Origin of the sequence: Selenomonas sp. CM52, from assembly GCF_000292955.1 — a bacterium.
Taxonomy (GTDB): Bacteria; Bacillota; Negativicutes; order Selenomonadales; family Selenomonadaceae; genus Selenomonas.
The window spans coordinates 15,985-40,110 of sequence record NZ_ALNM01000019.1 but is presented as its reverse complement, the minus strand read 5'-3'; the positions used below and the strand labels follow the sequence as shown (position 1 = coordinate 40,110).

20 protein-coding genes, 1 tRNA gene and 1 pseudogene are annotated in these 24,126 nt (G+C 56.2%); 3 read left to right on the top strand and 19 right to left on the bottom strand.

Features of this window, described 5'->3' with window-relative positions; translation table 11 throughout:
• Nucleotides 1-115: 115 nt before the first annotated feature.
• From HMPREF1153_RS04005 to HMPREF1153_RS03980, 6 genes are all read right to left on the bottom strand, one after another.
• Entirely contained in the window at nt 116-868 is a 753-nt protein-coding gene (locus HMPREF1153_RS04005) for an SDR family NAD(P)-dependent oxidoreductase (protein ID WP_009645665.1), read from the bottom strand.
• A gap of 78 nt (nt 869-946) precedes the next feature.
• Complete coding sequence (locus tag HMPREF1153_RS04000) at nt 947-1,225, bottom strand: HU family DNA-binding protein (RefSeq protein WP_009645699.1); 279 nt, start codon at nt 1,223-1,225, stop codon at nt 947-949.
• A 120-nt stretch (nt 1,226-1,345) separates the two neighbouring features.
• Nucleotides 1,346-2,041: an SAM-dependent methyltransferase gene (locus tag HMPREF1153_RS03995; RefSeq protein ID WP_009645653.1), complete on the bottom strand. Its 696-nt coding sequence runs from the start codon at nt 2,039-2,041 to the stop codon at nt 1,346-1,348.
• Nucleotides 2,042-2,117: 76 nt separating this feature from the next.
• Nucleotides 2,118-2,204, bottom strand: a tRNA-Leu gene (locus HMPREF1153_RS03990).
• Nucleotides 2,205-2,326: 122 nt separating this feature from the next.
• Nucleotides 2,327-3,199 (bottom strand): diacylglycerol/lipid kinase family protein, encoded by an 873-nt coding sequence (locus HMPREF1153_RS03985; protein WP_009645712.1) that lies wholly within the window; start codon nt 3,197-3,199, stop codon nt 2,327-2,329.
• The gene (locus HMPREF1153_RS03980) at nt 3,196-4,863 is read right to left on the bottom strand and encodes a putative polysaccharide biosynthesis protein (RefSeq protein WP_009645683.1); all 1,668 of its coding nucleotides are present in this window, start codon (nt 4,861-4,863) and stop codon (nt 3,196-3,198) included. The genes HMPREF1153_RS03985 and HMPREF1153_RS03980 overlap by 4 nt, the downstream gene beginning before the upstream one ends.
• Nucleotides 4,864-5,064: 201 nt before the next feature.
• Here HMPREF1153_RS03980 and HMPREF1153_RS03975 point away from each other — a divergent pair, with 201 nt between their 5' ends.
• The 3 genes from HMPREF1153_RS03975 to HMPREF1153_RS03970 all read left to right on the top strand — a co-directional run bounded on the left by HMPREF1153_RS03975 (nt 5,065) and on the right by HMPREF1153_RS03970 (nt 7,167).
• Nucleotides 5,065-5,832: a DUF4931 domain-containing protein gene (locus HMPREF1153_RS03975; RefSeq protein ID WP_009645661.1), complete on the top strand. Its 768-nt coding sequence runs from the start codon at nt 5,065-5,067 to the stop codon at nt 5,830-5,832.
• A 164-nt stretch (nt 5,833-5,996) separates the two neighbouring features.
• Nucleotides 5,997-6,377, top strand: coding sequence for a hypothetical protein (locus HMPREF1153_RS12655; RefSeq protein ID WP_009645710.1), 381 nt, complete (start codon nt 5,997-5,999; stop codon nt 6,375-6,377).
• Nucleotides 6,378-6,717: 340 nt separating this feature from the next.
• Entirely contained in the window at nt 6,718-7,167 is a 450-nt protein-coding gene (locus HMPREF1153_RS03970) for a hypothetical protein (protein ID WP_037369793.1), read from the top strand.
• 34 nt (nt 7,168-7,201) lie between these two features.
• On the opposite strand, the gene mfd is transcribed toward HMPREF1153_RS03970, so the two are convergent.
• The 13 genes and pseudogenes from mfd to HMPREF1153_RS03905 form a co-directional block, all read right to left on the bottom strand.
• Nucleotides 7,202-10,543 (bottom strand): transcription-repair coupling factor, encoded by a 3,342-nt coding sequence (gene mfd, locus HMPREF1153_RS03965; RefSeq protein ID WP_037369791.1) that lies wholly within the window; start codon nt 10,541-10,543, stop codon nt 7,202-7,204.
• 117 nt (nt 10,544-10,660) lie between these two features.
• Nucleotides 10,661-13,135 (bottom strand): leucine--tRNA ligase, encoded by a 2,475-nt coding sequence (gene leuS, locus HMPREF1153_RS03960; RefSeq protein WP_009645624.1) that lies wholly within the window; start codon nt 13,133-13,135, stop codon nt 10,661-10,663.
• A 67-nt stretch (nt 13,136-13,202) separates the two neighbouring features.
• Nucleotides 13,203-14,486: an ArsB/NhaD family transporter gene (locus HMPREF1153_RS03955; RefSeq protein ID WP_009645725.1), complete on the bottom strand. Its 1,284-nt coding sequence runs from the start codon at nt 14,484-14,486 to the stop codon at nt 13,203-13,205.
• Between the two features lie 84 nt (nt 14,487-14,570).
• Nucleotides 14,571-14,879, bottom strand: coding sequence for a hypothetical protein (locus HMPREF1153_RS03950; protein WP_009645721.1), 309 nt, complete (start codon nt 14,877-14,879; stop codon nt 14,571-14,573).
• A 1-nt stretch (nt 14,880) separates the two neighbouring features.
• Nucleotides 14,881-16,545, bottom strand: coding sequence for a glutamine--tRNA ligase/YqeY domain fusion protein (locus HMPREF1153_RS03945; protein ID WP_009645671.1), 1,665 nt, complete (start codon nt 16,543-16,545; stop codon nt 14,881-14,883).
• Nucleotides 16,546-16,934: 389 nt separating this feature from the next.
• Nucleotides 16,935-17,717 carry an HD domain-containing protein gene (locus tag HMPREF1153_RS03940; protein ID WP_009645675.1) on the bottom strand — a complete coding sequence of 261 codons (783 nt, stop codon included), beginning with the start codon at nt 17,715-17,717 and terminating at the stop codon, nt 16,935-16,937.
• Between the two features lie 67 nt (nt 17,718-17,784).
• On the bottom strand, nt 17,785-19,833 hold the full coding sequence (uvrB, locus tag HMPREF1153_RS03935; protein WP_009645705.1) for an excinuclease ABC subunit UvrB: 2,049 nt from the start codon (nt 19,831-19,833) through the stop codon (nt 17,785-17,787).
• A gap of 27 nt (nt 19,834-19,860) precedes the next feature.
• Entirely contained in the window at nt 19,861-20,256 is a 396-nt protein-coding gene (locus HMPREF1153_RS03930) for a putative toxin-antitoxin system toxin component, PIN family (protein ID WP_232208183.1), read from the bottom strand.
• A gap of 11 nt (nt 20,257-20,267) precedes the next feature.
• Entirely contained in the window at nt 20,268-20,567 is a 300-nt protein-coding gene (locus HMPREF1153_RS03925; RefSeq protein ID WP_009645684.1) for a type II toxin-antitoxin system RelB/DinJ family antitoxin, read from the bottom strand.
• Nucleotides 20,568-20,723: 156 nt separating this feature from the next.
• A complete protein-coding gene (larE, locus tag HMPREF1153_RS03920) occupies nt 20,724-21,542 on the bottom strand; it encodes an ATP-dependent sacrificial sulfur transferase LarE (RefSeq protein ID WP_037369785.1) in 819 nt (272 codons plus the stop codon).
• Nucleotides 21,539-22,837 carry a nickel pincer cofactor biosynthesis protein LarC gene (larC, locus tag HMPREF1153_RS03915; RefSeq protein ID WP_037369782.1) on the bottom strand — a complete coding sequence of 433 codons (1,299 nt, stop codon included), beginning with the start codon at nt 22,835-22,837 and terminating at the stop codon, nt 21,539-21,541. Before larC ends, larE begins: the two co-directional genes overlap by 4 nt.
• Nucleotides 22,838-22,840: 3 nt before the next feature.
• Nucleotides 22,841-23,584: pseudogene (gene larB / locus HMPREF1153_RS03910) on the bottom strand (nickel pincer cofactor biosynthesis protein LarB).
• A 43-nt stretch (nt 23,585-23,627) separates the two neighbouring features.
• Nucleotides 23,628-24,113, bottom strand: coding sequence for an ATPase (locus tag HMPREF1153_RS03905; protein WP_037369825.1), 486 nt, complete (start codon nt 24,111-24,113; stop codon nt 23,628-23,630).
• Nucleotides 24,114-24,126: the final 13 nt, after the last annotated feature.

Below are 24,126 nucleotides of genomic sequence, written 5' to 3'. Positions count from 1 at the left end.
CTTCCTTCACTCTTGAAAATGAAATAGTCAAACAATTCTCCTTTGTTATGCCCTCTATTTTAGCACAAGCAAGGAGCAGATACAACGAAACAGACGTTCGCTGCCGCCTGCCTTCTCAAGCCGTAAGGCCGCCGTCCACGCTCCACGCCGCGCCCGTCACGAAGGAAGCGGCATCGGAGGTCAGAAAAAAAATAATATCGGCGACTTCTTCCGCCCGCGCGATACGACCGAGCGGATAGACGCCCGACATCTGCCGCAGAGCCTCTTCACGGTCAGGAGCATCCTGCAGCTGCGCCTCCGTCATCGGTGTCGCAACATCTCCAGGGCACACGCAGTTCACGCGCACGCCGAAAGGCGCGAGTTCCAAGGCCAGAGATTTTGTGAAGAGCGTCACGGCGCCCTTCGATGCGCAGTAGGCCGTGCACAGGAAATTGCCGTGAATCCCCGCGTCAGACGAAAGATTGACAATGCTGCCGCGACTCTCCTTCAAGGGCGCAAGCGCCGCCTGTGTTGTGAAAAAGGTGCCCTTGACGTTCGTGTCCATGACGTCCTCGAATTCCTCTTCTGTCAATTCTTCCAACGCGCGTTCCAAATAGATCCCTGCCGAATTCACGAGAACATCGAGTCGCGAAAAGCGTTCGCACACCGCACCCACGAGCCGCCTCGCCTCATCGGCGCGGCGCAGGTCGGCGGCGAAGAACGCGGCGCGCCCATCGAGCGCCAATTCACCTAACGAAGCGAGCGCCGCCTCGCCGCGCGTCGCCGAGCGCCCCGCCAGAGCGACCGTGCTGCCCGCCTGCAGGAAAAGACGCGCCGCCGCAAGGCCGATGCCCGACGTGCCGCCCGTAAGAAGAACAACGCGATTCATGCGAACCACCTCTCGAAAACTGCAAAATGCTACGAAAAAAGGCTGGGTAAAAACCCAGCCCTCGGAGAGCCACCATGCTCACTTGTTGTTGACAGCGTCCTTCAATGCCTTGCCAGCCTTGAAAACAGGATTCCTCGAAGCGGCAATCTTGATTTCCTTGCCCGTCTGCGGATTGCGGCCGGTACGGGCAGCGCGATCCTTGACCTCGAACGTACCGAAACCGATGAGCTGAACCTTGTCGCCCTCGACAAGAGCCTCTTCAACGCTCTCGATGACTGCGCTCAGAGCCTTTTCGGCATCCTTCTTCGACAGCCCTGCTTTTTCCGCTACATTAGCCACTAATTCCGTTTTGTTCACGTTTGTAGCCTCCTTTTGAATTTGTTACGCTACTTTTATTCGCTGTAGTTGCCTAGAATCCTCTTTCTCACAACGAAAAAAGTGCAAAAAAACTTGAAAAACCGCCTTCCGTAGGCTTTTTTAATCATCCTGGAAGCTACCGTGAGGAATGAAAAGACTCGTCAGATGATCCGTATCCGTCTGTCGATCGATTTCATAGAGCGGCATCGGGCGCACGGATTCATCGGGCAGCGCAATATTGTGCAGATAGATGACTTCCTTCTCGTCATTCATTCGCTCCATCAAGGCGAGTTTCAACTCAGAAGCAATCTCGCGGCTGTAGACCTGCGTGAAGAGCACACCTGTCGGAAAACGGAAGGGCATGCTCTCCGAATCCGATGCATCGAGGATCATAAGACCCTCGACGGGATCGATGCCGAGACTGCCGTAGAGCGTCTCAACGAAGCTCATGCCCGGCAGAATAGAAAGCTCCAATCCTTCCTTCGCGCACAAATCACGCAAAAAGAGAACTGTTCGTTCCGCCACAAAGGGACTGCCGGGTACGGCATAGACGATCTCCTCGCCTGCACGCGCCCTTGCAGTGAGATCTTCCGCAATCGCATGGTAGAGCGCCTCGAAGCTTTGCGCCTTTTCATACCAGGAATCGTAGCTCATGAAAGGAACGCCGCGCCTCTTAAGTTCCGCCACGGATGGATGAACTGCCGTGCGCAGGAGAAGGCTTCGCCCGCTCGTCACCGCCTCCATGCTTTCGAGCGTGATAAGCCCGAAGCGTCCGGGGCCAAGTCCCACGACCGTAATGCTTCCTACGTCTTTCATATATGCCTGCCTCCTCTCATACCATAAAATAGAAAAAGACTTCTAAGCGAAATACCCAGAAGCCTTAAAATCTCTATGGTGCCGAAGGCCGGACTCGAACCGGCACGTAGGTAACTACGCTTGATTTTGAGTCAAGTGCGTCTGCCAATTCCGCCACTTCGGCACATGATGCAACAACAGAAGAAATGATACCATTCCCTTGAGGTTTTGTCAATAGGAGCGTAAAGAGTTTTTGAGTGGCTGCCGTGTTGCGAATTTACGTTGCGAATGTACGCTTCACAAACTTCAGATGAAAAGCTCGATTGCACTAGGTACAACCTCGACGTGCATGGGAAGAGGCGGCCCCTGCTCGCCGTCCACATCACTCAAAAGCGGCGCATCCGCCGCGATGCGAAACTCACTTGCCTGCAGATACAGCACATTCTTCTCTGAGATTCCCCTGCCCGAGACAATCTCCGCCGTCAGAGCGACGAGTTCCGGCAGACTGCACTTCTTCACGAGCAGCAAATCAAACTTACCATCATTGATGCTCGCATGCGTCGCTACATTATTGAAACTGCCGACGATACCGCTGTTGGCAATGACGAAGAGGAAGCCCTCTTCCTCGCGCATCTCGCCATCCGCCTCGATGGAAAACTTCACCGAACGGAACTTCGGCAGTTCGCTGATGCCCTTCAAGTAGTACGCCATCTTGCCCAGCGTATTCTTCAGCCGCACATCGACCTCATGTGCGATATTTGTCATGACGCCGGCGCTCGCGACGTTGATAAAGTATTCTTCCCCGATGCGCCCGAGATCAACGCGCATCGTCTTGTGCGCGAGGATGCGCTCGATATACGCTTCCAAGCCATCTGCAAGACCGAGGTACGTCGCAAAATCGTTCGACGTGCCGCTGCCGATGATCGCGAGGGGAACCGCAAGTTTTTCACGCACGATCACGTTGACGACTTCATGCACTGTGCCGTCACCGCCCGCGACAAGCACACCCTCGGCCTCAGATTCCCGCACATAGAGCGCAAGATTCGTAAGTTCGCGATCCGTGCGGTAGAGGATAAGCATGCAGCCGAGTGTCTGGAAGCGCCAGATCATCTCATCGAGCCGCTGCTTGAACGATGCATTGCCCGAGACAGGATTATAGACCAGCAGAAACTTTCTCATCCCTTCGCCCCCTCAACGCTGCGGAAAATGCCAATGCGGCGCAAAAAACGAATGCTCAAAGAGCCGATGAACGGAATGCGCGCCATATCCTCTTCGAGCAGTCCGCGCACGAGAATCAGCGCCGCGACGTAGACGATGACGCCGACGAACACCGAGCCGAAGGTCGCCACGGCATTGACGGCGAACGTGCTCATGACAAAGCTGTAGAAAAGATACACAGCGCCCGCCATGAAGGTCGCCGCCGCCATCGTCTTAAAGAGCTGCAGCAGCTCCATGCGATAGCCGATGTAACGCCAGATGAAGTAAAGGTTAATGACAGCGGCAACCCCCATATCCGCCGCCGTCGCCCAAGCCGCGCCCATGATGCCGAGCCAAGGGATCGCCGTCAAGATCCAGTTGAGGGCGACCTTGACGGCAGCGGCAAGAATCATGTTGATCATCGGAATCTTCGGATGCCCGAGTCCTTGCAGAACCGCCGTCGACACCTGATGCAGGCCGAGGAGCACGATGGAAAACGACGAGACGAGCACGGCGGGACCCGCGCCCGGCGCATTGTAAATGAGCGTCGAGATTGGCGTCGCGAGCACGAACACGACGACGAATGCAGGAAAGCAAACGAAGTTCGATATGCGCACGGCGGCTGCCGTTTGATTGTAGACGCGCTGCGTGTCCTTCAAGGCTCGCGCCTCCGAAATCGCCGGCACGATGCTCACCGCCAAGGACGCCGTGAGGATTGTCGCGAGATTGACGAGCGGCACCGCCATGCCCGTGAGATAGCCGAACAACTCCGTCGCCTGCGGCACCGTATAGCCCGCGACCTCAAGACGCTGCGGCACGATCAAAAGGTCGAGGTTCGACACGATCGGCAGCATGATGCTCGCCGCTGACACGGGCAAGGCGAGTGAGAAGATACGTCGGACGATCGCCCCGAGAGGCGCCGGCGCTTTCCCCGGCGGTGGCGCAAGATTCGGGCCGTACTCACGCTCAATGTCCTTGTCCAGCTTCCAATGATAGTAGACGAGCACGAGAAGTCCGCCGATAGCGCCGGCAAACGCGCCGAGGCTCGCGCCCGCCGCCGCATAGTCGAGTCCCATCGGCAGGAGAAGGCTCGCGAAGAGCACCATCGTGAGCACGCGGAAGATCTGCTCGACAATCTGCGAGACCGCCGTCGGCGTCATGCGCTGCCAGCCTTGCAGATAGCCGCGTGAGCTCGCGAGCAAGGTCACGAAGAAAATCGTCGGCGAGAGCGCCACGACTGCCATATAGGCGCGCGGGTCACGAATGAACTGCCACTCGATGAGCCAGCCTGCGCCAAAATATGTCAAAAGGGAAAACAAAAGCCCCGTAAAAACCATCAAGGTCATGGATATGCGGAATACGCGCCGTGCGCCGAAAACGTCCTTCAAGGCGACACGCTCCGCCGTGATGATCGATATGGCGACAGGCACGCCCGCCTGCGAAATGCTCATGGCGAAAAAATAAATCGGGAAAGCCATCTGATAAAGCCCGATGCCCTCGCCGCCCAAGATGCGCGAAACGAAGATCCAATTCAAGGAACCGATGACCTTCACGACGAAGCTTGCCACCGTCAAGATCAAAGTCCCCTTGAGGAAACTCTCCGCTTTGCTCTTGCCTGTAGATTTTTGACTGCTGATACGAAACACCGCCTAACTGCCCAATTCCCCTCTTCGCTTCTTCCCTGCAATCCGAGATATGAAAAAGCCGCTTTGCAAAAATGTACGAATTTCTATATAATAAGGGGAATGATGCATCTTCTGCACCCTAAGGCTCAACGTAGGAATTATACCATTTCTGCCGGAAATATACTAGGTCGATTTTGTTACAAAACTTGAGGTGTCTTCTCTATGGAAATCAATCTCATCGGTTTCAATACGACGCTCGGCAAGAAAAAGCCGGAAAATATCATCAACAAGACCGCCCCATGTCCTTTCTGTGACCGTGAAAATCTCTCGGGCATCGTCGATACAGACGGCGACCTCGTGCTGCTCAAGAACAAGTACAACGTCATCGAAGACGCCGACCAGTTCGTTCTCATTGAGAGCAAAGTCTGTCACTCCGACATGCCCGACTATTCCGCCGAACACATGCACCGCCTCATTCGTTTCGGCGTGCATCACTGGCAGAAGATGCAGAATTCGGGAAAGTACGAGACCGTCATCTTCTTCAAGAATTTCGGCCCTCTCTCGGGCGGTACGCTGCGTCACCCCCACATGCAGATTGTCGGCTTCCACTCGCTCAACGAAAACCTGACCTTCGACCCCCTGGAATTCGAGGGACTGACCATACACGAGGAAAACGATGTCGACTTCAACATCGCGACATGCCCGCGCATTGGCTTCAGCGAATTCAATGTCGTCCCCAAGACGAACGAACCTCTGGACACCGTAGCCGACGACATACAGATTGCCGTCGACTATCTCATGCACCACTTCAACAAGCGATGCAACAGTTACAACATCTTCTTTTACCAGGAGAACGGCATCCTACGTGCCAAAATCATGCCGAGATTCGCTACCTCCCCCCTCTTCATCGGCTACAACATCCGCTTTCGTCCGAGCAACTTGGAGGATTTGCGGAACAATGTGCGAAAGATTTATTTCGATAGGAAGTAGTATGATGGCAGAAATGCCACCTGGACAAAGCAAAGGATCCATCGAAGAGATTTCTATGAAACTTTGCATCACAATCAAAAAAATTAGCACGGAGCAATAAAGAAAAGAAGGGATGATCCATAAAATACGCTATTTATCTTTATTTTCTTTGGGCAGCTGGGAAAATGGCATATTTCTATTACTATAAGAAATTTGAAAGAAAATACAGCTATCGGAAATGGTATGTATTCAGCCATTGGTTTTCCTGCCTCATGCTTGCCGTTTCATGCTTTTGTATGGCTCTGTGCTTTGATGCTTGGAACGAAGGGATACAGCGCACAAAATTCTTTTGGATGGCACCCAGTATATTTACCTTTATATTGGGTGCGGTCTTCTTCTTTGAATCAAAGATCGTTTTAGAAGAAGAGAAGTTTCATCATGGGAATTATCCTGTAGAAACTTTATCTAATTATCGGTATAGATACTGGATACGACTGAGAAGTATTTTAGCTTTATTGAGTGCGGGTTTAATGGGCGGATATATATTTTTTACTTTTGGTATCTAACGATCATGCAGAACCAGGAAACCTGCGAAGGGAAGAACCGCCTCAGCACAGGGACGTTCTCTTTCAACAATTTGGAGAACGATGCCGACTACAGTGCCAAAAGTGAACGAAATAGCAAAAACCCAGCATTAGTAGCACAAATTCCTCCGGTACTCCTAAGCGAACTTTTTTCAACTTCAACCGTGTGGATTCCTAAAACAAGCCGCAAAGTTGGGAAGGACAACAAGAACGCTCTTCGTCTTCTTGGCTCCAGGCGGCGCAACAGCCAGTTCACAGAATCCTACCTCCATAGAGTATGATCTTTCGGAATAACACCAATACATTAAGGAGGCTAATATGCGTGAATAAATTGGACTGGTATGATTTTGCTCTAGGATATCTTATCCGGGCACACTATGATGTCATAAAGGCTACACTCACAATAAATGTTGATGTACCACGAACAATTGATCATCCAAAACATCAAGAAGCAAAATGCTTTGAGGAAACTTTTGCCAATGTCAATCTAACATTTAAAGAGGTACGGTATCTCAAAAACATTGTAAGCTCCAATATGACATCAGATCCAAACGAAGATGCGGGTGATACTGAACAGATCGTATATGCACCTGCATCAGAGGATTGTTTGAACGCCCTAGGGTTTAAAGATAAAAAAATTCAACTAGACTACGGAGATGGTACGAACGCCAGTCTTTTTTGGAAAAAAGAGCCTTTAATGTACACTAAATTTGAAACAGCAGAAACGATTTTTCATATAATTTTTCGTGAATTAGATATAGCAGAACTCTGATTGCTACAACATATCGCATCATCCACTACAGCAATTACGACCGGATGAGCCGACAGGAGTTAGCCGTCACGCCCTTCGCCGAGAAAGCGTCCTGTTCGCCCTTCAGCAGCATCAGGACGCGCGTGATGAAATTCGCGATGTTTTTCTTGTACTGCGTGGCCAGACGTATGCGAAGCATCTGCTGTGGCGGCGGCAGCATCTTGGCGTTCCTGCCGAAGAGGCCGAGGAGCTTCAACAGCCCATCGGGATCGAGTGTCGGTTTATCGACGAAGGAGATTTCCAAGAACATCGGCTTTTCCACGACGGAACGTATGCCAAGTTCTCGCGCGTAATTGCGTATGCGTGCAACTTCCAGCAGACGCAGCACGACGGGCGTCGGCTCGCCGAAGCGATCGATCAATTCGTCGAGCAGTTCCTGTATCTCCGCATTCTTGCGAATCGCTGCAATGCGCTGGTAGATCTCGATCTTGTGCATGGGATCGCTGATGTATTCGCCGTCGAGGTAGGCTTCCATCTCAATGTCGACGACAGGCTCAAGCTTCTCTTCAGGCGGCTTTCCCGTGCGCCTCTCCTCGATCGCCTCGTCAAGAAGCTTCGAGTACATCTCGAAGCCGACGCTCGCGATGTGGCCGTGCTGCTCCGCACCAAGGAGGTTGCCCGCGCCACGGATCTCAAGGTCGCGCATGGCGATCTTGAAGCCCGCGCCCAGTTCGGCAAACTCCTTCATCGCCTGCAGACGCTTTTCCGCCATCTCGGACAAGACCTTGTCGGCCTGATAGACGAAATAGGCAAACGCCATGTGATTCGATCGGCCGACGCGGCCGCGCATCTGATAGAGCTGCGACAGACCGAAGCGATCGGCATTGTAGACGATGATCGTGTTCGCGTTCGCCACGTCAAGACCGTTTTCCACGATGCTCGTCGCGAGCAGGATGTCGTAGCGCCCCTCGTAGAAATCGACCATGACGCGCTCCAAAAGCTCTTCCGCCATCTGCCCGTGCCCCGTCTGAATCCGCGCCTCAGGCACGAGCTCTTCGAGCCGTCGGCGCATGATGTCGATGCTCTCGACGCGGTTGTAGACGAAGTAAACCTGCCCACCGCGCCGAAGTTCGCGGCGAATGGCATTCTTCAAGACGGCGCCGTTGTCCTCGATGACGTAGCTCTGCACGGGGAAGCGCTCGGCAGGCGGCGTCTCGATGATGCTCATGTCACGCGCTCCGACGAGCGACATGTGAAGCGTCCGCGGAATCGGCGTTGCCGAAAGCGTCAGCACGTCTACGCCTGCCGCGAGTTTCTTTATCTTCTCCTTCTGCTTGACGCCAAAGCGCTGCTCCTCGTCGACGATCAGAAGCCCGAGATCGGAAAAATGCACGCGCTTCTGATTCAGGATAGCGTGCGTGCCGATGAGCACGTCGACCTTGTTCGCCTCCAGACGCTCGATCGTCGCCTTCTGCTCCTTCGCCGAGCGAAAGCGGCAAATGACGTCGACGCTCACGCCGAAATCGGCGAAGCGTGCGGAAAACGTCTGAAAGTGCTGCTGTGCGAGTACGGTCGTCGGCACGAGCACGGCTACCTGCTTATGATCCATAACCGCCTTATAGGCGGCGCGGATCGCCACCTCCGTCTTGCCGAAGCCGACGTCGCCGCAGAGCAGGCGATCCATCGGCTCGGGCTTTTCCATATCCGCCTTGATCTCCTCAATGGCGCGGCGCTGGTCGGGCGTCTCCTCATAAGGGAAGGCGTCCTCGAACTCCCGCTGCCACGGCGTATCGGGAGAAAAGGCGAAGCCCTTCGCCGCACGGCGCTTCGCGTAGAGCGCGATGAGTTCGTCGGCGATATCCTCGACGGAGGCGCGCGCGCGCGCCTTCGCCTTGACCCACTCCGTGCCGCCCATGCGGTGCAAACGCGGCGTCTCACCCTCCGAGCCGATGTATTTCTGCAGGAGTCCCACCTGATCGGTCGGCACGAAGAGCTTGTCGTCGCCGCCGTACTTGATGTGCAGATAGTCCTTCTTGATGCCGCCCACATCGAGCGTTTCGACACCCAGATACTTGCCGACGCCATGATTCACATGGACGACGTAATCGCCGACGTTGATCTCGCGAAAGTGCGAAATGCGCTCTTCCTTCGACGCTTTCTGCGCGAGTTTCTTTTTCTGCCTGCCGAAGACGTCCTTTTCGGACACGACGACGAGTCGCGCTCCAGGCAATTCGAAGCCGTTCGAGAGCGTGCCCACCACGATGTTCAGATAGGCGTCACTCAAAGGCTCGTCGCCCGCTGCGACAGCAGATGGTATGCGCGACTTTGCGAAAAGCTCGCGCAGGGAAGCGGCCTTCTCCGCCTCGCCGACGAGAAGGACGACGTGCTGCTTGTTGGAAAGCCAGTTTCGCGCCTCATTCTTCAAAAGATCCATCTGCCGTTGGAAGGGCGCGACTGCCTGCACAGCCAAGCTCACGAGACTGTCCGGCTCCGCGCCGTGAATCTTCTGCAGCATGAGGGCGGCGAAAAAGGTCGCATTGCCTTCAGCGCCCGCCACAAGTTCTTCCCATGAGAAAAGTTTCGCCCTCAGCTCGGGCGTCTCCTTGACGAGTTTTTGTGCACTTTCACGCGTGCGCAAGGGTTCGTCGAAAATGACGGCGCCCTCTCCCTCCAAGTAGGAGAGGAATGTCGCCTCCTCGCCGGATTCCTCGGGGGTAGCGACGGGCAGCACCACCGCCGAAGGCACATTGCGCACGGAGCGCCGCGTCGCCGGATCAAACTCGCGCAAAGAATCGATCTCATCGTCGAAGAATTCCAGACGAAGAGGTAAGGACGCATTAAGCGGATAGATATCGACGATACCACCGCGCGCGCTGAACTGCCCGAGGGCGTCGACCTCGCCCGCCGCCTCGTAGCCAAGCTCGACGAGACGCGAAAGAAGCGTCTCGCGCGAGAGCGTCGCACCGACTTCAAGGCGCAGGCTCATGCGCTCGAAATCTCGGCGCGATACGCCCTTCTGTACAGCGGCGGCGGCGTGAGCGAGCACGATGACAGGATTCTTCTTGAGCAGCCTGCCGAGTATGCCCATGCGCAGAGCCGTGCGCTCCATGCCCTTCGCCGTCGCTTCCACCGCCATCATGTCGACCTCGGGCAGTTCCAGGATTTCACGTGCCGGCAGAAGCGCCGTCAGATCGGCGCGCCACGCCTCGATCGCCTCGCGGCTGTGCGTGACGATGACCACGGGTTTTTCTGTGGCGTTGCAGGCGGCAGCGAAGAGCGCGTGCTTCTGCGAGCCGCTGAGACCGTAGACGAGCGTCTTGCCCGCGCGGCGCGAAAAGGCCTCGACAATCTTTCGAGCCGAGCCATCCTGCATCATTTGTTCAAAAAGTGCTTTCATGATTCCACCATTCGGCAAAGCGCGAAAAGGAGCTTGGCGAAGCGCCAGCCCCTCTGCGCAGTGCGTCGGAAGGAGCACTCCCAGCGCACTTGCAAACGCCTTTATTGTTCAAAAAAGTCATTTGACGACAATGTTGACGAGCTTCTTCGGCACGCAGATGACCTTGACGACCGTCTTTCCCGCCGTGAGTTCTACGACCTTTGGCTGCGCGAGCGCCAGCTTCTCCATCTCCTGCGGCTCAATATTCGCCGGCACCGTCAGCTTGTCGCGCACCTTGCCGTTGATCTGCAGGACGATCTCGACCTCGTCCTCGACGATGGCCGCACGGTCAAACTTCGGCCACCTTGCATCGTGCACGCTTCCCTTGCCCTCCATGCGGCTCCAAAGCTCCTCCGTGATATGCGGCGCAAAGGGCGCGAGCATCTTCACGAGCGCAAAGGAAAGCTCACGCACGAGTCCCGGATGAACCGTCTTGTCCTGGAATCCGTAGAAAGCGTTGACGAGTTCCATGACGGCGCTGATCGCCGTGTTGAACATGAAGCGCTCGCCGACGTCCTCCGTGACCTTCTTGATCGTCTGGTGCAGCGTGCGGCGCAGCGACTTCTCCTCAGCCGTCAGCGTCGAATGGTCGTAATCATCAATGCCCTCTTTGATCGCATCCTCGAAATGCGCAACGATGCGCCAGACACGGTTCAAAAAGCGGAATGCCCCCTCGACGCCCTGGTCGCTCCACTCCAAGTCACGCTCGACAGGCGCGGCGAAGAGAATGAAGAGGCGCGCCGTATCGGCGCCATACTTTTGGATGATCTCCTCGGGGGAGACGACGTTGCCCTTCGACTTCGACATCTTCGCGCCGTCCTTGATGACCATGCCCTGCGTCAAGAGATTTTGGAACGGTTCATCGAAATCCAGAAGCTTCTCGTCGCGCAGTACCTTCGTGAAGAAGCGCGAATAGAGAAGATGCAAAATCGCATGTTCGATACCGCCGATATACTGATCGACAGGCGCCCAGTAGTTCACCTTGTCCGCCGCAAACGGCTTGTGCGTGTTGTGCGGATCGGTGTAGCGCATGTAGTACCACGACGAGCAGATAAAGGTGTCCATCGTGTCCGTCTCGCGCCTTGCTGGACCGCCGCATTTCGGGCATGTGCAGTGCACGAAGGATTCGCTCTGCGCCAAAGGGGAAACGGCGCCTTGCTCGAAGTTCACATCCTCGGGCAGCTTGACGGGCAATTCCTCTTCGGGAACGAGCTGCTCGCCGCATTTGTCACAGTAGATGACGGGAATCGGCGCACCCCAGTAGCGCTGGCGTGAGATGAGCCAATCGCGCAGGCGATAATTGACCTTGCGCCTGCCGAAGCCCTCCTTGACCGCCTTTTCTACAATTGCCACGAGCGCCTCGTGCATCTCCATGCCGTCGAACTCCGCCGAATTCACGAGGATGCCGTCCTTGTCCGTGTAGGCTTCCGTCATTTCTTCAAGCTTTAGCTCACGATCCTTCGGGCGCAGGGTGACGATGATCGGCAGGTCGTACTTCTTCGCAAACATCCAGTCGCGCTGATCCTCCGACGGCACGCCCATGACGGCGCCCGTGCCGTACTCGGCGAGGACGTAGTTCGTGATCCAAAGCTCAACCTTCCTGCCGTTGAAGGGATTGACGGCGTAAAGCCCCGTGAACATGCCCTCTTTTTCCGACTCGCCCGACGTGCGCTCAAGCTCCGACTGCGCCTTAACCTTGTCGGCGAAAGCGCGAAGCTCCTCCGCCTTCGGATTATCCGCGAGGATCTTCTCCATCAGAGGGTGCTCCGCCGCGAGCGCCACGAAGGTCACGCCGTACGCCGTATCGGCACGCGTCGTGTAGACGGCGATCTTCTCGCCGAGCGCGGGCACGTCGATGTCGAATTCCAAGCCCTCGGAGCGGCCGATCCAATTTTCCTGCATCGTCTTGACGCGCTCGGGCCAGCCCTTGAGCTTGTCGAGATCGGCGAGAAGTTCGTCCGCATAGTCCGTGATCTTCAAGAACCACTGTGAGAGATCCTTCTTGTGCACCTCGGAGTCGCAGCGCCAGCATTTACCGTCGATGACCTGCTCATTCGCGAGCACCGTGCCGCACGTATCGCACCAGTTGACCGACGCTTCCTTCTTGTAGGCGAGCCTCTTCTTGTAGAAAAGCTCAAAGAGCCACTGCGTCCAGCGGTAGTACTCGGGACGACAGGTCACAGCCTCGCGGCTCCAATCGTAGGAAAGCCCCATGCTCATCTGCTGGCGCTTCATGTTCTCGATGTTGGAATATGTCCAGTCGGCGGGCTTCACACCGTGCTTGATAGCAGCGTTCTCCGCCGGCATGCCAAAGGCGTCAAAGCCCATCGGGTGCAGCACATTGCAGCCCTGCATCTTCTTGAAGCGCGCGATGACGTCGCCGATCGAATAATTGCGCACATGACCCATGTGCAGATTGCCCGACGGGTAGGGGAACATCTCCAGCACATAATATTCAGGCTGCGTGCGATCGATCTCCGTCTTGTAGACATCATCTTTCTGCCACTTCTCCTGCCACTTTTTTTCGATTTCCTGCGGAGCATATCTCTCCATACAACAAAGTCCTCCTAGAGAAAGAGGGGCGTGCGGGTCTCCCCGTGCGCCCCAAAAAACTTACGGTTTACAAATACCTGAGCCAGATGTAGACGCTCGAAATCGCAATCGAGAGCGTCATCATCGGCAGCGCGATCTTCATGAAGCTGATGAAGGAGATCGGCTTGCCGCGTTGCGCCGCCATCGAAGCGACGACGACGTTCGCCGAGGCGCCGATCAAGGTGCCGTTGCCGCCGAGGCAGGCGCCCAAGGCGAGAGACCACCATACGGGATCGAGATTCGTCATGCCCATCTGCCCCATATCCTGAATCAGCGGAATGAGCGTCGCGACGAACGGGATGTTATCGATGAACGCCGAAGCGTAGGCACTCATCCAAAGAATGAGCATCGAGGTCGCCGTGAGATCGCCGTTCGTGATCTTGATCGCCTCTTCTGCGAGCATCTTGATGACGCCCGTCTCGACGAGTGCGCCGACGAGGATGAAGAGACCGGCGAAGAAGAAGATGGCGAGCCATTCGACCTTCGACAAGACCTTCGCGATCATCGCCTCCTTCTGTGGGAAACTGATGAGGAGCAGGAGGCCTGCGCCTGTCATGGCGGCGGTCGCCGTGTCGAGGTGGAGCTGTCCGTGCAACACGAAGAGGCTGATCGTAATAGCGAGCGCGAACAGGCACTTCTTCAAGAGACGCGGCTCGACGATCTGACTCTTCTCATCGAGCTGCATGACCTTCTCGCGCAGCTCGTCCGTCGTGTGGAGCTTCTTTCCGTAAATCACGATCAAAAGAGCGATCGTCACGATGAAGATCAGGATACAGATCGCCGTGAGGTTCGTGATGAAATCCATGAACTGCAGGCCGACGGCACTGCCGATCATGATGTTCGGCGGATCGCCGATGAGCGTCGCCGTGCCGCCGATGTTCGACGCAAGGATCTGCGCGATGAGGAACGGCTTGACATCGACGTTGAGCTGCTTCGTGATGCTGAACGTGATCGGCACCGTCAGAAGCACCGTCGTCACGTTGTCAAGAAGCGCCGAGCAGACGGCCGTGAGGAGCGAGAGAGCGACGAGCAGGGAGATCGGCTTCGCCTTGACCTTCTTCGCCGCCCAGATTGCGAGGTAGTTGAAGAGTCCGGTCTCACTCGTGATGTTCACGATGACCATCATGCCCATGAGGAGTCCGAGGGTGTTAAAGTCAATGTGATGAATCGCGGTCTCCTGGTTGATGATTCCGAGGAGGATCATCAGCATGGCGCCACAAATACCAATGATGGTGCGGTGAATCTTCTCTGAAATGATCAGCGCGTAAGCCGCGACGAAGATCACGATAGCAACAATTGTGCTTGTTTCCACTGGTTACACTTCTTTCTTCATAAATTTTTAATAATAAATCTCAAAACACCTTTCATCTTGGAGCCCGCCCGCGAAGAAGCCGCCTCACCTCCCCTTCGTTTCTTTCGGCGCGAGCATGATCGTCGTGCCCTCGCGCTTGATGTCTATGCGATAATTCTTGATGCCCTCGGCAAAAAGATCAAGTTTCAGTTGGAGAAGCTCCTTGCCCAACCGGTCGAGAAGGTCAGGCGTGAGTGCCGCTCGCGAAAGATCCGCTTCCTTTTCGTGCACAGCGCGGCGGCGCTTTTCCTCCTCGTGCGCCTCATGCGCGAGGAAGCAGTCTTCGAGCGTCGCCTCTTCCTCGAAGCCTTGGATCATCGCCTTGTCAGAAAGCCCCTTCGGTATCTTGCCCATGTCAACCCTTGACCTTTCCCCACGAATCCTTGAGTCCGACGACGCGGTTGAACACGAGCCTGTCGGGACGCGTATCCTTGTCCACGACGAAGTAGCCCGTGCGCAGGAACTGATAATGCGTGCCTTCCGCCGTACGCGCAAGACTCGGCTCGACCTTCGCCCCCTCAATGACTTCGAGAGAATGCGGATTCAAGGACGCAATGAAGTCTGCCGTCGTCTCCTCATCGTCCGTCTTCAAAAGATAGTCGTAGAGGCGCACCTCGGCGTCGAGCGCATCGTTTGCTGAAACCCAGTGTAGCGTGCCCTTGACCTTGCGGTTCGCCGCACTGCCGCCCGACTTCGACTCGGGATCATAGGTGCAGCGAAGCTCTGTGATCTCGCCCTTTTCATCCTTGACGACTTCCTCGCACTTGATGATGTAGGCGTGCTTCAAGCGCACCTCGCCGCCCGGGCGCAGACGGAAGAACTTCTTCGGCGGCTCTTCCATGAAATCCTCGCGCTCGATGTAAAGTTCACGCGAAAACGGCACATAGCGCTTGCCGCCACGCGTCGGATGATTCTCCGCCAGAAGTTCCTCCGACTTGTCCTCGGGATAATTCGTCAGCACGACCTTCAAAGGATGCAGCACCGCCATGACGCGTGCAGCGTGCGCATTGAGGTCTTCTCTCACACAGTGCTCAAGCATTGCCACGTCGACCGTGCTGTTCGACTTCGCGACGCCAATGCGCTCGCAGAAGTCGCGGATCGAAGCCGGTGTATAGCCGCGCCGCCGAAGCCCCGAGATTGTCGGCATCCTCGGATCATCCCAGCCGCGCACATGCCCCTCCTCGACGAGCTGGCGCAGCTTGCGCTTGCTCGTGATCGTATTCGTGACGTTTAGCCGCGCGAACTCGATCTGGCGCGGGCGCGTATTCTTATCGAAGCCCAGGACTTCCAGAAGCCAATCGTAGAATGGACGGTGATCCTCAAACTCTAAGGTGCACAGGGAATGCGTGATATTTTCGATAGCGTCCGACAGAGGATGCGCGAAGTCGTACATCGGATAGATGCACCAAGCATCCCCCGTTCGATGATGCACGGCGTGCGCGATGCGGTAGATGACGGGATCACGCATCGTGATGTTCGGCGACGCCATGTCAATCTTGGCACGCAGCACGCGGCTACCGTCGGGGAACTCGCCCGCCTTCATGCGCTCAAAGAGCGCGAGGTTTTCCGCGACGCTGCGATTGCGGCAGGGACTCTCCTTGCCCGGCTCCGTCAGCGTGCCGCGATAGGCGCGGATCTCCTCCGCCGTGAGATCGTCGACGTAGGCAAGCCCTTGCTCGATCAGAGCACACGCATACTCATAGAGCTTTTCAAAGTAATCCGACGCATAGTAGCGGCGATTGCCCCAGGAAAATCCCAGCCACTTGATGTCCTCCTGGATCGAGTCGACGTACTCCGTATCCTCCTTCGTCGGATTCGTATCGTCGAAGCGCAGATTGCAAAGCCCCGCATACTTCTCCGCCGTGCCGAAGTTCAAGCAGATCGACTTCGCATGACCGATGTGCAGATAGCCGTTCGGTTCAGGCGGGAAGCGCGTATGTATGCCCTCGGGATGCTTGCCGCTCTTCAAATCTTCGTCGATGATGTTATAAATGAAATTCGATGATATCGCTTCTGCCATATTTGCAGCTCCTTCTGGCGCATCCGCCGTCTGCGCCGGAAATTTGAGGAAGCGCTGATAAAATGAGGTCGCCCAGATTTGCGCAGATGCACTGTATCTATCGAGGAGACAAACCGCAGGCGTAGCGGTGCTACGTCGAGGATTTGTCGACGACGAGAGGACAGCGCAGATGTGTGAAGATGGGCGGCTGGATTTATCAGTGATTCCTTTGAGGAAGCGCTGATACATTCAGCATTTCCTCAAGAAAAAAATTTAACGCCTCTTTATTCGAGGCGCAAAGCGGAAAATCCTTCTGCTCGCTGAATTTTCCTGAAAAAACATTCGATTGAGACTTCTGGCGAAGATTCTCCCGCAGACACAACCCTCCTGCGGCTCCCTGCAGGCCGACATCACTTCCCGCGCTGCAGAACCTCCGCCGGCGCCGCATCCTCCTCAGCGCACTTCTTCTCCACATAAGCGTGCAGCCGTTCGATGCCGAGCGCCATGCGCGAATCCTCAGGCAAGTGCGCGATGATGTCCTCGATGTAGCCGCGCTCTTTGACGCGCTGCAGCGTCCAGCTGAAATTCACGTCGTAGACCCACATGAGGCGCACGAGCTTGCGGTCGTCCATCGTGCGAATCTTCGTGTAGTCCACTTGATCGCCCGCGATGAACTTTTCGAGGAAATCGGGACTGACGCCCGTACCGTCCGACGGCGCGAGAAACGGGCGCAGCACGCGGAAGATATCAAGCTTGTCGGCATCGCGCAAGAGGCGCGCAAAGAAAAGCTGCCGCGCATCTTCCGTCGGCGCGATGACCTTCTTGTTGTGGTTCAGAATAGAGAAGCGCACGAGAGCCTCGTCCTCAGGCACAAGACGCGCAAGGAACGGCAATTCGTCAAGCACCTTGAGTCCGAGCGCCGCATGATCCTCCGATACGGCGTCGTTGAACGTGCGGTAAAGCGTAAATTGACGAAAGCGCCCCACATCGTGAAAAAGCCCCATGATTTCCGCCAGCTGCACATCGTGTGCAGAGAGATGCAGATGTTTGGCAAGCTCCACGGCAATCGAGGTCACACGGCCAGTATGCACCTCCTTCATGCGGATCGCCTGCTGCACCTCCTCGTCCTCCGTATAGAAGGAACGCATGTAATCCGCCATCCAAGCGTGCATCTCACGCAGTAGTTTCTCCAAAAATGTCGCCTCCGCTTGTGTGCTTCAATTTACAGTATAACACAGCGCCCTCCGAACAACAATTTCCTCATGCGCCCTTTTTCTTCTTGCCCGGCAGCGATCCTTCCAACTCGATGATCATGTCGCGCAGTTCTGCGGCGCGCTCGAATTCCAAGGCGCGTGAAGCCGTCTGCATCTGGGCGAGCAGCGTGCGGATCAGAGACTCCTTCTGCTTCTTCGTGAGCTTCTTTTTCTTTCCATCGGACTCCTCGCCGTAGGAGGCGCGGCTCTCGGCGACGAGCGTCGTTTCGATCAGCGGCACAACGGGCTTGACGATGGTCTTCGGCGTGACGCCGTGCTCCTTGTTGTACGCCTGCTGCACCGTGCGGCGGCGCTCCGTCTCGTCCATGGCGCGCTTCATCGAGTCCGTGATGCGGTCGGCGTAAAGGATGACCCTGCCACCCGCATTTCGCGCCGCACGCCCGATCGTCTGAATCAGCGACGTGTCGGAGCGCAGAAAGCCCTCCTTGTCGGCATCGAGAATCGCCACGAGCGACACCTCGGGCATGTCGAGTCCCTCGCGCAGCAAATTGATGCCGACGAGCACATCGAACTTTCCCGCACGCAGATCGTGGATGATCTCAGCACGCTCGAACGTCGCTATGTCCGAATGCAGGTAGCGCACGCGCACCTGCATATCCTTGAGGTAGTCCGTGAGGTTCTCCGCCATCTTCTTCGTCAGCGTCGTCACGAGCACGCGCTCGTCCTTCTTTGCACGAATGCGGATCTCCGACAAAAGATCGTCCATCTGCCCCGCCAAAGGCCGCACCTCGACGATGGGATCGAGCAGCCCCGTCGGGCGGATGATCTGCTCGACGACCTGCTGCGCCTTTTCCAACTCATACTTCGCAGGCGTCGCCGAGATGTAGATGATCTGATTGATGCGCTGCTCGAACTCCTCGAAAGAAAGCGGACGATTGTCAAAAGCGGACGGCAGACGAAAGCCGTTTTCCACAAGCGAAATCTTGCGCGAACGGTCGCCGTTGAGCATCGCCTTGAGCTGCGGCATTGTCACATGGCTCTCGTCCATGACGATGAGGAAATCGTCGGGGAAATAATCGAGCAGCGTATACGGCGCCGCCCCCGCCGGACGGTGTGTGAGGTGACGCGAATAATTCTCGATGCCCGAGCAGTAGCCCATCTCCTGCATCATTTCAAGGTCGTAGTTCGTGCGCTGCTCGATGCGCTGCGCCTCGATGAGCTTACCCTCTTCCTTGAAATGCGCGACCTGTGCGATCTTCTCCTCGTCGATCGCCGCCATGGCGATCTCCATGTCCTCCTTCTTCGTCACATAGTGCGAAGCAGGAAAAACCATAGAATGTGTGCGCTCGCCGTAGATCTCTCCGGTCAGGACATCGAACTCAAGGATGCGCTCAACCTCGTCGCCGAAAAGCTCGATGCGCACGGCGCGATTATTCCAGCCCGCAGGAAACACTTCTATGACGTCGCCGCGCACACGAAAGCGGCCGCGCTCAAAGGCGATGTCGTTGCGCTCGTACTGAATGGCGACGAGCTTGCGCAAGATGTCCTCACGCACGACCGTCTGCCCCTTGTGCAGCGACAGAACCATCTCGTGATAGCTCTCCGGAGAGCCGAGACCGTAGATGCACGAAACGCTCGCGACGATGATGCAGTCGCGCCGCTCGAAGAGCGAGCACGTCGCCGAGTGGCGCAATTCATCAATCTCGTCGTTGATCGACGCATCCTTTTCGATGTAAGTGTCCGTCGAAGGAATATACGCCTCGGGCTGGTAGTAGTCATAATAGCTGACAAAATAGCCGACATAATTCTTCGGGAAGAACGCCTTGAACTCACTCGCCAGCTGCGCCGCCAGCGTCTTGTTGTGCGCGATGACAAGCGTCGGCTTCTGCACGCGCTCGATCGTCTTGGCGATCGTGTACGTCTTGCCCGTGCCCGTAGCGCCAAGGAGTACCTGCGCCTCTTGCCCGTTCTCGATGCCCGCCGCCAGATCCCGGATCGCACGCGGCTGATCCCCCATCGGCTCAAAAGGCGCCGAAACCTCAAACGGTATCTCCTTGTCAAACTCCATCGTATTGAGCTTTGGCAGAATCGCCATGTGTGCGCCTCCCCTGTGCAATCTATTTCAACTGTCCATAATATCCAAAAGCTGTTTTGGTGTAACGATATATGGCCTTTCAGGAAAATGCTTCATGTTTCCAGTGACGAGATATGCTCTATCCAAGCGCTTTTCCATGACGACTTTATAAAAAGGTATATCTTTCATATCGGGCAAAATAATATCAATCGGCCTTGCCTGCACCAAAATGCCGAATCGTTCCATGAAAGACAGCAAATACTCTATCTTCTGCGGAGAAAATCCAAACTTCTTGCGTTCTAAAACCTCTCGATACTCTTTCATGATTACATCGCTGTACAACGGAACGATTTCTCCTGTAATCATCCTGCCAACAACCTGCACAGTAGCAGCGTCATCTTTAGAAGACAGCAACGCAGACACCAGTACATTCGTATCAATCACAGCAAGGCAAGTCATTTCCCTGCTCCCTGTCGAGCCATTTCAATCTCTCGATTGATTTCTTCCAACGTCATATCAACCGCACCGCTTCTCTTTGCTTCTTGGCGAAGAGTCATGAACGCCTGCATAGCGCCCTCTCTCGTCAACTCCGTCTCCAACGAAGAGATTTCAAAAGGTATCCTGCGCTCTCGTACCACGGCTCTGACAAACACATGGATAGCGGTCGCCATATTCATCCCAAATTCCTGGCACAATCCCTCAAATTGTCTCTTAAGCCCCTCTTCCATCCGCACGCTGAATGTTGTCTGCGCCATATTGAACACCCCCTTGAATATCCAAAAGCATACATTCCCTTGCCGCACCTGTACGGCTCTGCTCTCGTCGAATACCTATCTCCATTATAGCGAACAGACGAAAAAAAGCAACCGCGCCAAGGAGGCGAATCATCTCCTCTAGGCGCGGTGCATCCTCTACGAATCCATATCCAGACCTTCATTCTGACTGCCCATGCGATAGCCACGCAAATCCAGCGTCACATAGGTAAAGCCTGCCGACCGCACGGCATCTTCCATCTCTTCCCGATGCTGCCAGAAAACATCGAACTCCGCCGGCTCGATCTCGATGCGTGCGAGTCTGCCATGACAGCGCACGCGAAGCTGACCATGGATGTAACGGCGCAGGGCATTTTCTGCGACTTCTACCGCACGAAGGCGCTCCCTCGTCAACTCGATGCCATACTCGATGCGCGAGGCGAGACAAGCAGCACTCGGCTTCGACCATACGGGGACGCCCCACTCTTTCGCCGCTTCGCGTATATCGCGCTTTGTCCACCGCGCTTCCTTCAATGGCGAGGCGACGAAAGGGGCAAGCTCTTCGATTGCGGCGAGTCCTGGGCGATAGTCTCCCGCATCGTCAGCGTTCGTGCCATCGAGGACGCGTCGGAAGCCATGTTCCTTCGCCCAAGCGGCCAGCATTTCAAAGCGGCGCTTCTTGCAGTAGTAGCAGCGGCGTTCATCGTTTCTTGCGACGTCGGGCGAGGCGAGGTCGTCCGCCGGCAGAATCGTCAGGGGAACGTCCGCAAGAGCCGCGCAGCACTTCGCGTCCTCCAACTCCCCCCCGGCCAAAAGCTCGGACGCAGCGGTGACGGCAGCGACATTTGCCGCGCCGAGCGTGCGCACCGCCGCCATGAGCAGAACGGCGCTGTCGACGCCGCCCGACAGGGCGACGGCGGCAGAGCCGTAGGACTGCAGCAGGGAGGAGAGTGTTTCCTCTTTTTCCTTTTCCATCATTCGCCAAGCCGCTCGCGCAGATCGTCGAGCGCTTCTTGGCGCACGCGCTTCAGCGGAATGCCCTCACGCGCAGCAATCTCGCGGCAGTCGTCATACTCGGGCGCGAGCGAAACGATCTTGCCGCCGTAGGCGCTGACCTTGCAGCGCACCTTGCCGTGCAGCGTATCAACGAGCGCCGTATGGCGCACAGCCTCGACGCGCTCATCGACGTGCAGCACGCGCATGCCAATGCTCGTCGTCTCGGAAAAGAGCAAAGAAAGGCACTGTGCCTTCTTGTCCTCCTCCACGAGAACGGACAGCATGTGCGCTGGGCGGTTTTTCTTCATGTAAATAGGTGTCGTCCAAACATCGAGCGCACCGAGGGCGAAGAGGCGCTCGCTCACATAGCCGAAGAGCTGCGCATCCATGTCGTCAATGTTCGTCTCGATGAGCGAGAGATCGCGCTTTCCACCGCCCTTGCACTCGCCGATATAGAGCCGAACGACGTTCGGCAGTTCGAGATCCCACGTGCCCGCACCGTAGGCGATGCACTCCGTCAGAAGATCTGTGGGCACATGGTCGGAAAACTCAGCGAGTGCGGCGAGGACGGCGGCGCCCGTCGGCGTTGTCAACTCCTTCGCCGCACCTTCATGATAGGTGGGAAAAAGCCGCAGCAACTCCGCCGTCGCGGGCGCGGGCACCATCATCCGTCCGTGCTGCGTATGCACGGTGCCGCTTCCCGTATTCACGCGGGAAACGAAAATTTTCTCGATTTCAAGATAGTCGAGGCAGATCGCTGTTCCCACGATGTCGACGATGGAATCGACAGCACCGACCTCGTGGAAATGCACGTCCTCTGGCCTCACACCGTGCACCTTTCCCTCCGCCTGCGCGAGAACGCCGAAGATCTTGAGGCTCATCTCCTTGACTTCCGCAGAAAGCGACGAGCGCTCCAAGATTGTGCGCACATCATGCATCGTACGATGGTGATGCTCATGACTATGCTCATGTGCAGGCACAGCTCCTTCATTTGCATGTCCGTGGTCATGCTCGCAGCTATGTTCATGCGCATGGTCGTCTCCTTCCCCATGCTCGCAGCAATGCTCATGCGTTGCGCCCAAAAGTTCGACGTCGACATACGTCGCGGCAATGCCGTTCTTCTTCACGGAACTAACCTTCAAACGAAACTCTTCCGCCATCGGCAGGCGACGCAGTTCGGCTTCCAGCGTTTCCAGCGGCATGCCCGCCGCAAGGAACGCGCCGAGCAGCATGTTGCCGCTCAGTCCTGAAAAACAGTCCAAATATATCGCTCTCATATTTCACCTCGTCTGATTGATGCGGCTCGCCATCGCGCCCGCACCGAAGCCGTTGTCGATATTCACGACGGCGACACCTGTCGCACACGAATTGAGCATGGAAAGAAGCGCCGTCAACCCGTGAAACGATGCGCCATAGCCCACGCTCGTCGGCACGGCGATGACGGGACGCGCGACGAGGCCGCCAACGACGCTCGCGAGTGCCCCCTCCATGCCGGCGACGACGATGACGACATTCGCCGACATAAGTTCCTCCTTGTGGGCAAGCAAGCGATGGATGCCCGCGACGCCAACGTCATAAATCGTTCCGACGTCGTTTCCCATGAGCCTTGCTGTCAGCGCCGCTTCCTCGGCGACGGGGATGTCGCTCGTGCCCGCCGTGAGGACGAGTATGCGGTGCGCCGCATCCTCGCATCGCACCTTGCGCTCGACATAAACGATACGCGAAACCTCGTCGTAGTGCGCCTCAGGCAAGGCGGCAAGCACCGCCCGCGCCTTTTGTGCGTCAACACGCGTCGCCATGACGTTGCCCTCGCTCTCGGCGAGCAGCGTCTTCAAAATCTTGGCAATCTGCTCTGCCGTCTTGCCCGCGCCATAGACGACCTCAGCAAATCCTTGACGTTTCTCGCGTCCCGTATCGACGGCGGCGAAGCCCAATTCCTTCTGCTCCACAAATCTCACCTCATCCTATGAATCTTCCTGCACAGAAAGCCTTGCAGGAAAATCTGCGGCTTCTCTCCGTCGCATAGACAAAAGGCGCTGCCTTGCACAGCGCCTTCTTCTCCGTTCATCAGCCTCTGGAACCGTGATTCAGATCGTCCTTTGCCTGCTGCACGACCTGCAGAGCGTTGCCGAGGTTGCCGATCAGATGGTCAAAGACCTGGTTCGCATATTGGTCGGCATCGTCTCTAAGCTGTTTTGCATTCGCCATGGTCTTTTCCATGATCTCGCGCTCCTGCTCCTTCGTCTGCTGCATGATCGCCTTGGCCTTCTCTTCTGCCTGCATGACGATCTCGTTCTTGTCGACAAGCTCCGCCGCGTACTTCTTCGCCTTCTCGATGAGTGCCGCAGCTTCGTCGTTCGCACGATCGAGAATCTCCTGACGCTCCTGCATGACCCGCTCCGCCTTCTGCAGTTCCAAAGGCAATTCGCGGCGCAACTCGTCAACAAGGTGGATGAGATCCGTCTCGTCAATGAGGCTCTTGTTCATCAAAGGCATGCGCCTCGACTCGACAACAAGATTTTCTATGGAATCCAAAATATTTTTTACAGCCATATTTCTGCCCGCC

What these genes read in the sequence shown, in the direction of transcription:
- leuS (WP_009645624.1), bottom strand. Translation starts at nt 13,135, where the DNA reads ATGGAGAGATATGCTCCGCAGGAAATCGAAAAAAAGTGGCAGGAGAAG.
- HMPREF1153_RS03945 (WP_009645671.1), bottom strand. Translation starts at nt 16,545, where the DNA reads ATGGCAGAAGCGATATCATCGAATTTCATTTATAACATCATCGACGAA.
- HMPREF1153_RS12655 (WP_009645710.1), top strand. Translation starts at nt 5,997, where the DNA reads ATGGCATATTTCTATTACTATAAGAAATTTGAAAGAAAATACAGCTAT.
- HMPREF1153_RS03975 (WP_009645661.1), top strand. Translation starts at nt 5,065, where the DNA reads ATGGAAATCAATCTCATCGGTTTCAATACGACGCTCGGCAAGAAAAAG.
- larC (WP_037369782.1), bottom strand. Translation starts at nt 22,837, where the DNA reads ATGAGAGCGATATATTTGGACTGTTTTTCAGGACTGAGCGGCAACATG.
- HMPREF1153_RS03950 (WP_009645721.1), bottom strand. Translation starts at nt 14,879, where the DNA reads ATGGGCAAGATACCGAAGGGGCTTTCTGACAAGGCGATGATCCAAGGC.
- HMPREF1153_RS03985 (WP_009645712.1), bottom strand. Translation starts at nt 3,199, where the DNA reads ATGAGAAAGTTTCTGCTGGTCTATAATCCTGTCTCGGGCAATGCATCG.
- uvrB (WP_009645705.1), bottom strand. Translation starts at nt 19,833, where the DNA reads ATGGCGATTCTGCCAAAGCTCAATACGATGGAGTTTGACAAGGAGATA.
- HMPREF1153_RS03925 (WP_009645684.1), bottom strand. Translation starts at nt 20,567, where the DNA reads ATGGCGCAGACAACATTCAGCGTGCGGATGGAAGAGGGGCTTAAGAGA.
- larE (WP_037369785.1), bottom strand. Translation starts at nt 21,542, where the DNA reads ATGATGGAAAAGGAAAAAGAGGAAACACTCTCCTCCCTGCTGCAGTCC.
- HMPREF1153_RS03995 (WP_009645653.1), bottom strand. Translation starts at nt 2,041, where the DNA reads ATGAAAGACGTAGGAAGCATTACGGTCGTGGGACTTGGCCCCGGACGC.
- HMPREF1153_RS03905 (WP_037369825.1), bottom strand. Translation starts at nt 24,113, where the DNA reads ATGGCTGTAAAAAATATTTTGGATTCCATAGAAAATCTTGTTGTCGAG.
- HMPREF1153_RS04005 (WP_009645665.1), bottom strand. Translation starts at nt 868, where the DNA reads ATGAATCGCGTTGTTCTTCTTACGGGCGGCACGTCGGGCATCGGCCTT.
- mfd (WP_037369791.1), bottom strand. Translation starts at nt 10,543, where the DNA reads ATGAAAGCACTTTTTGAACAAATGATGCAGGATGGCTCGGCTCGAAAG.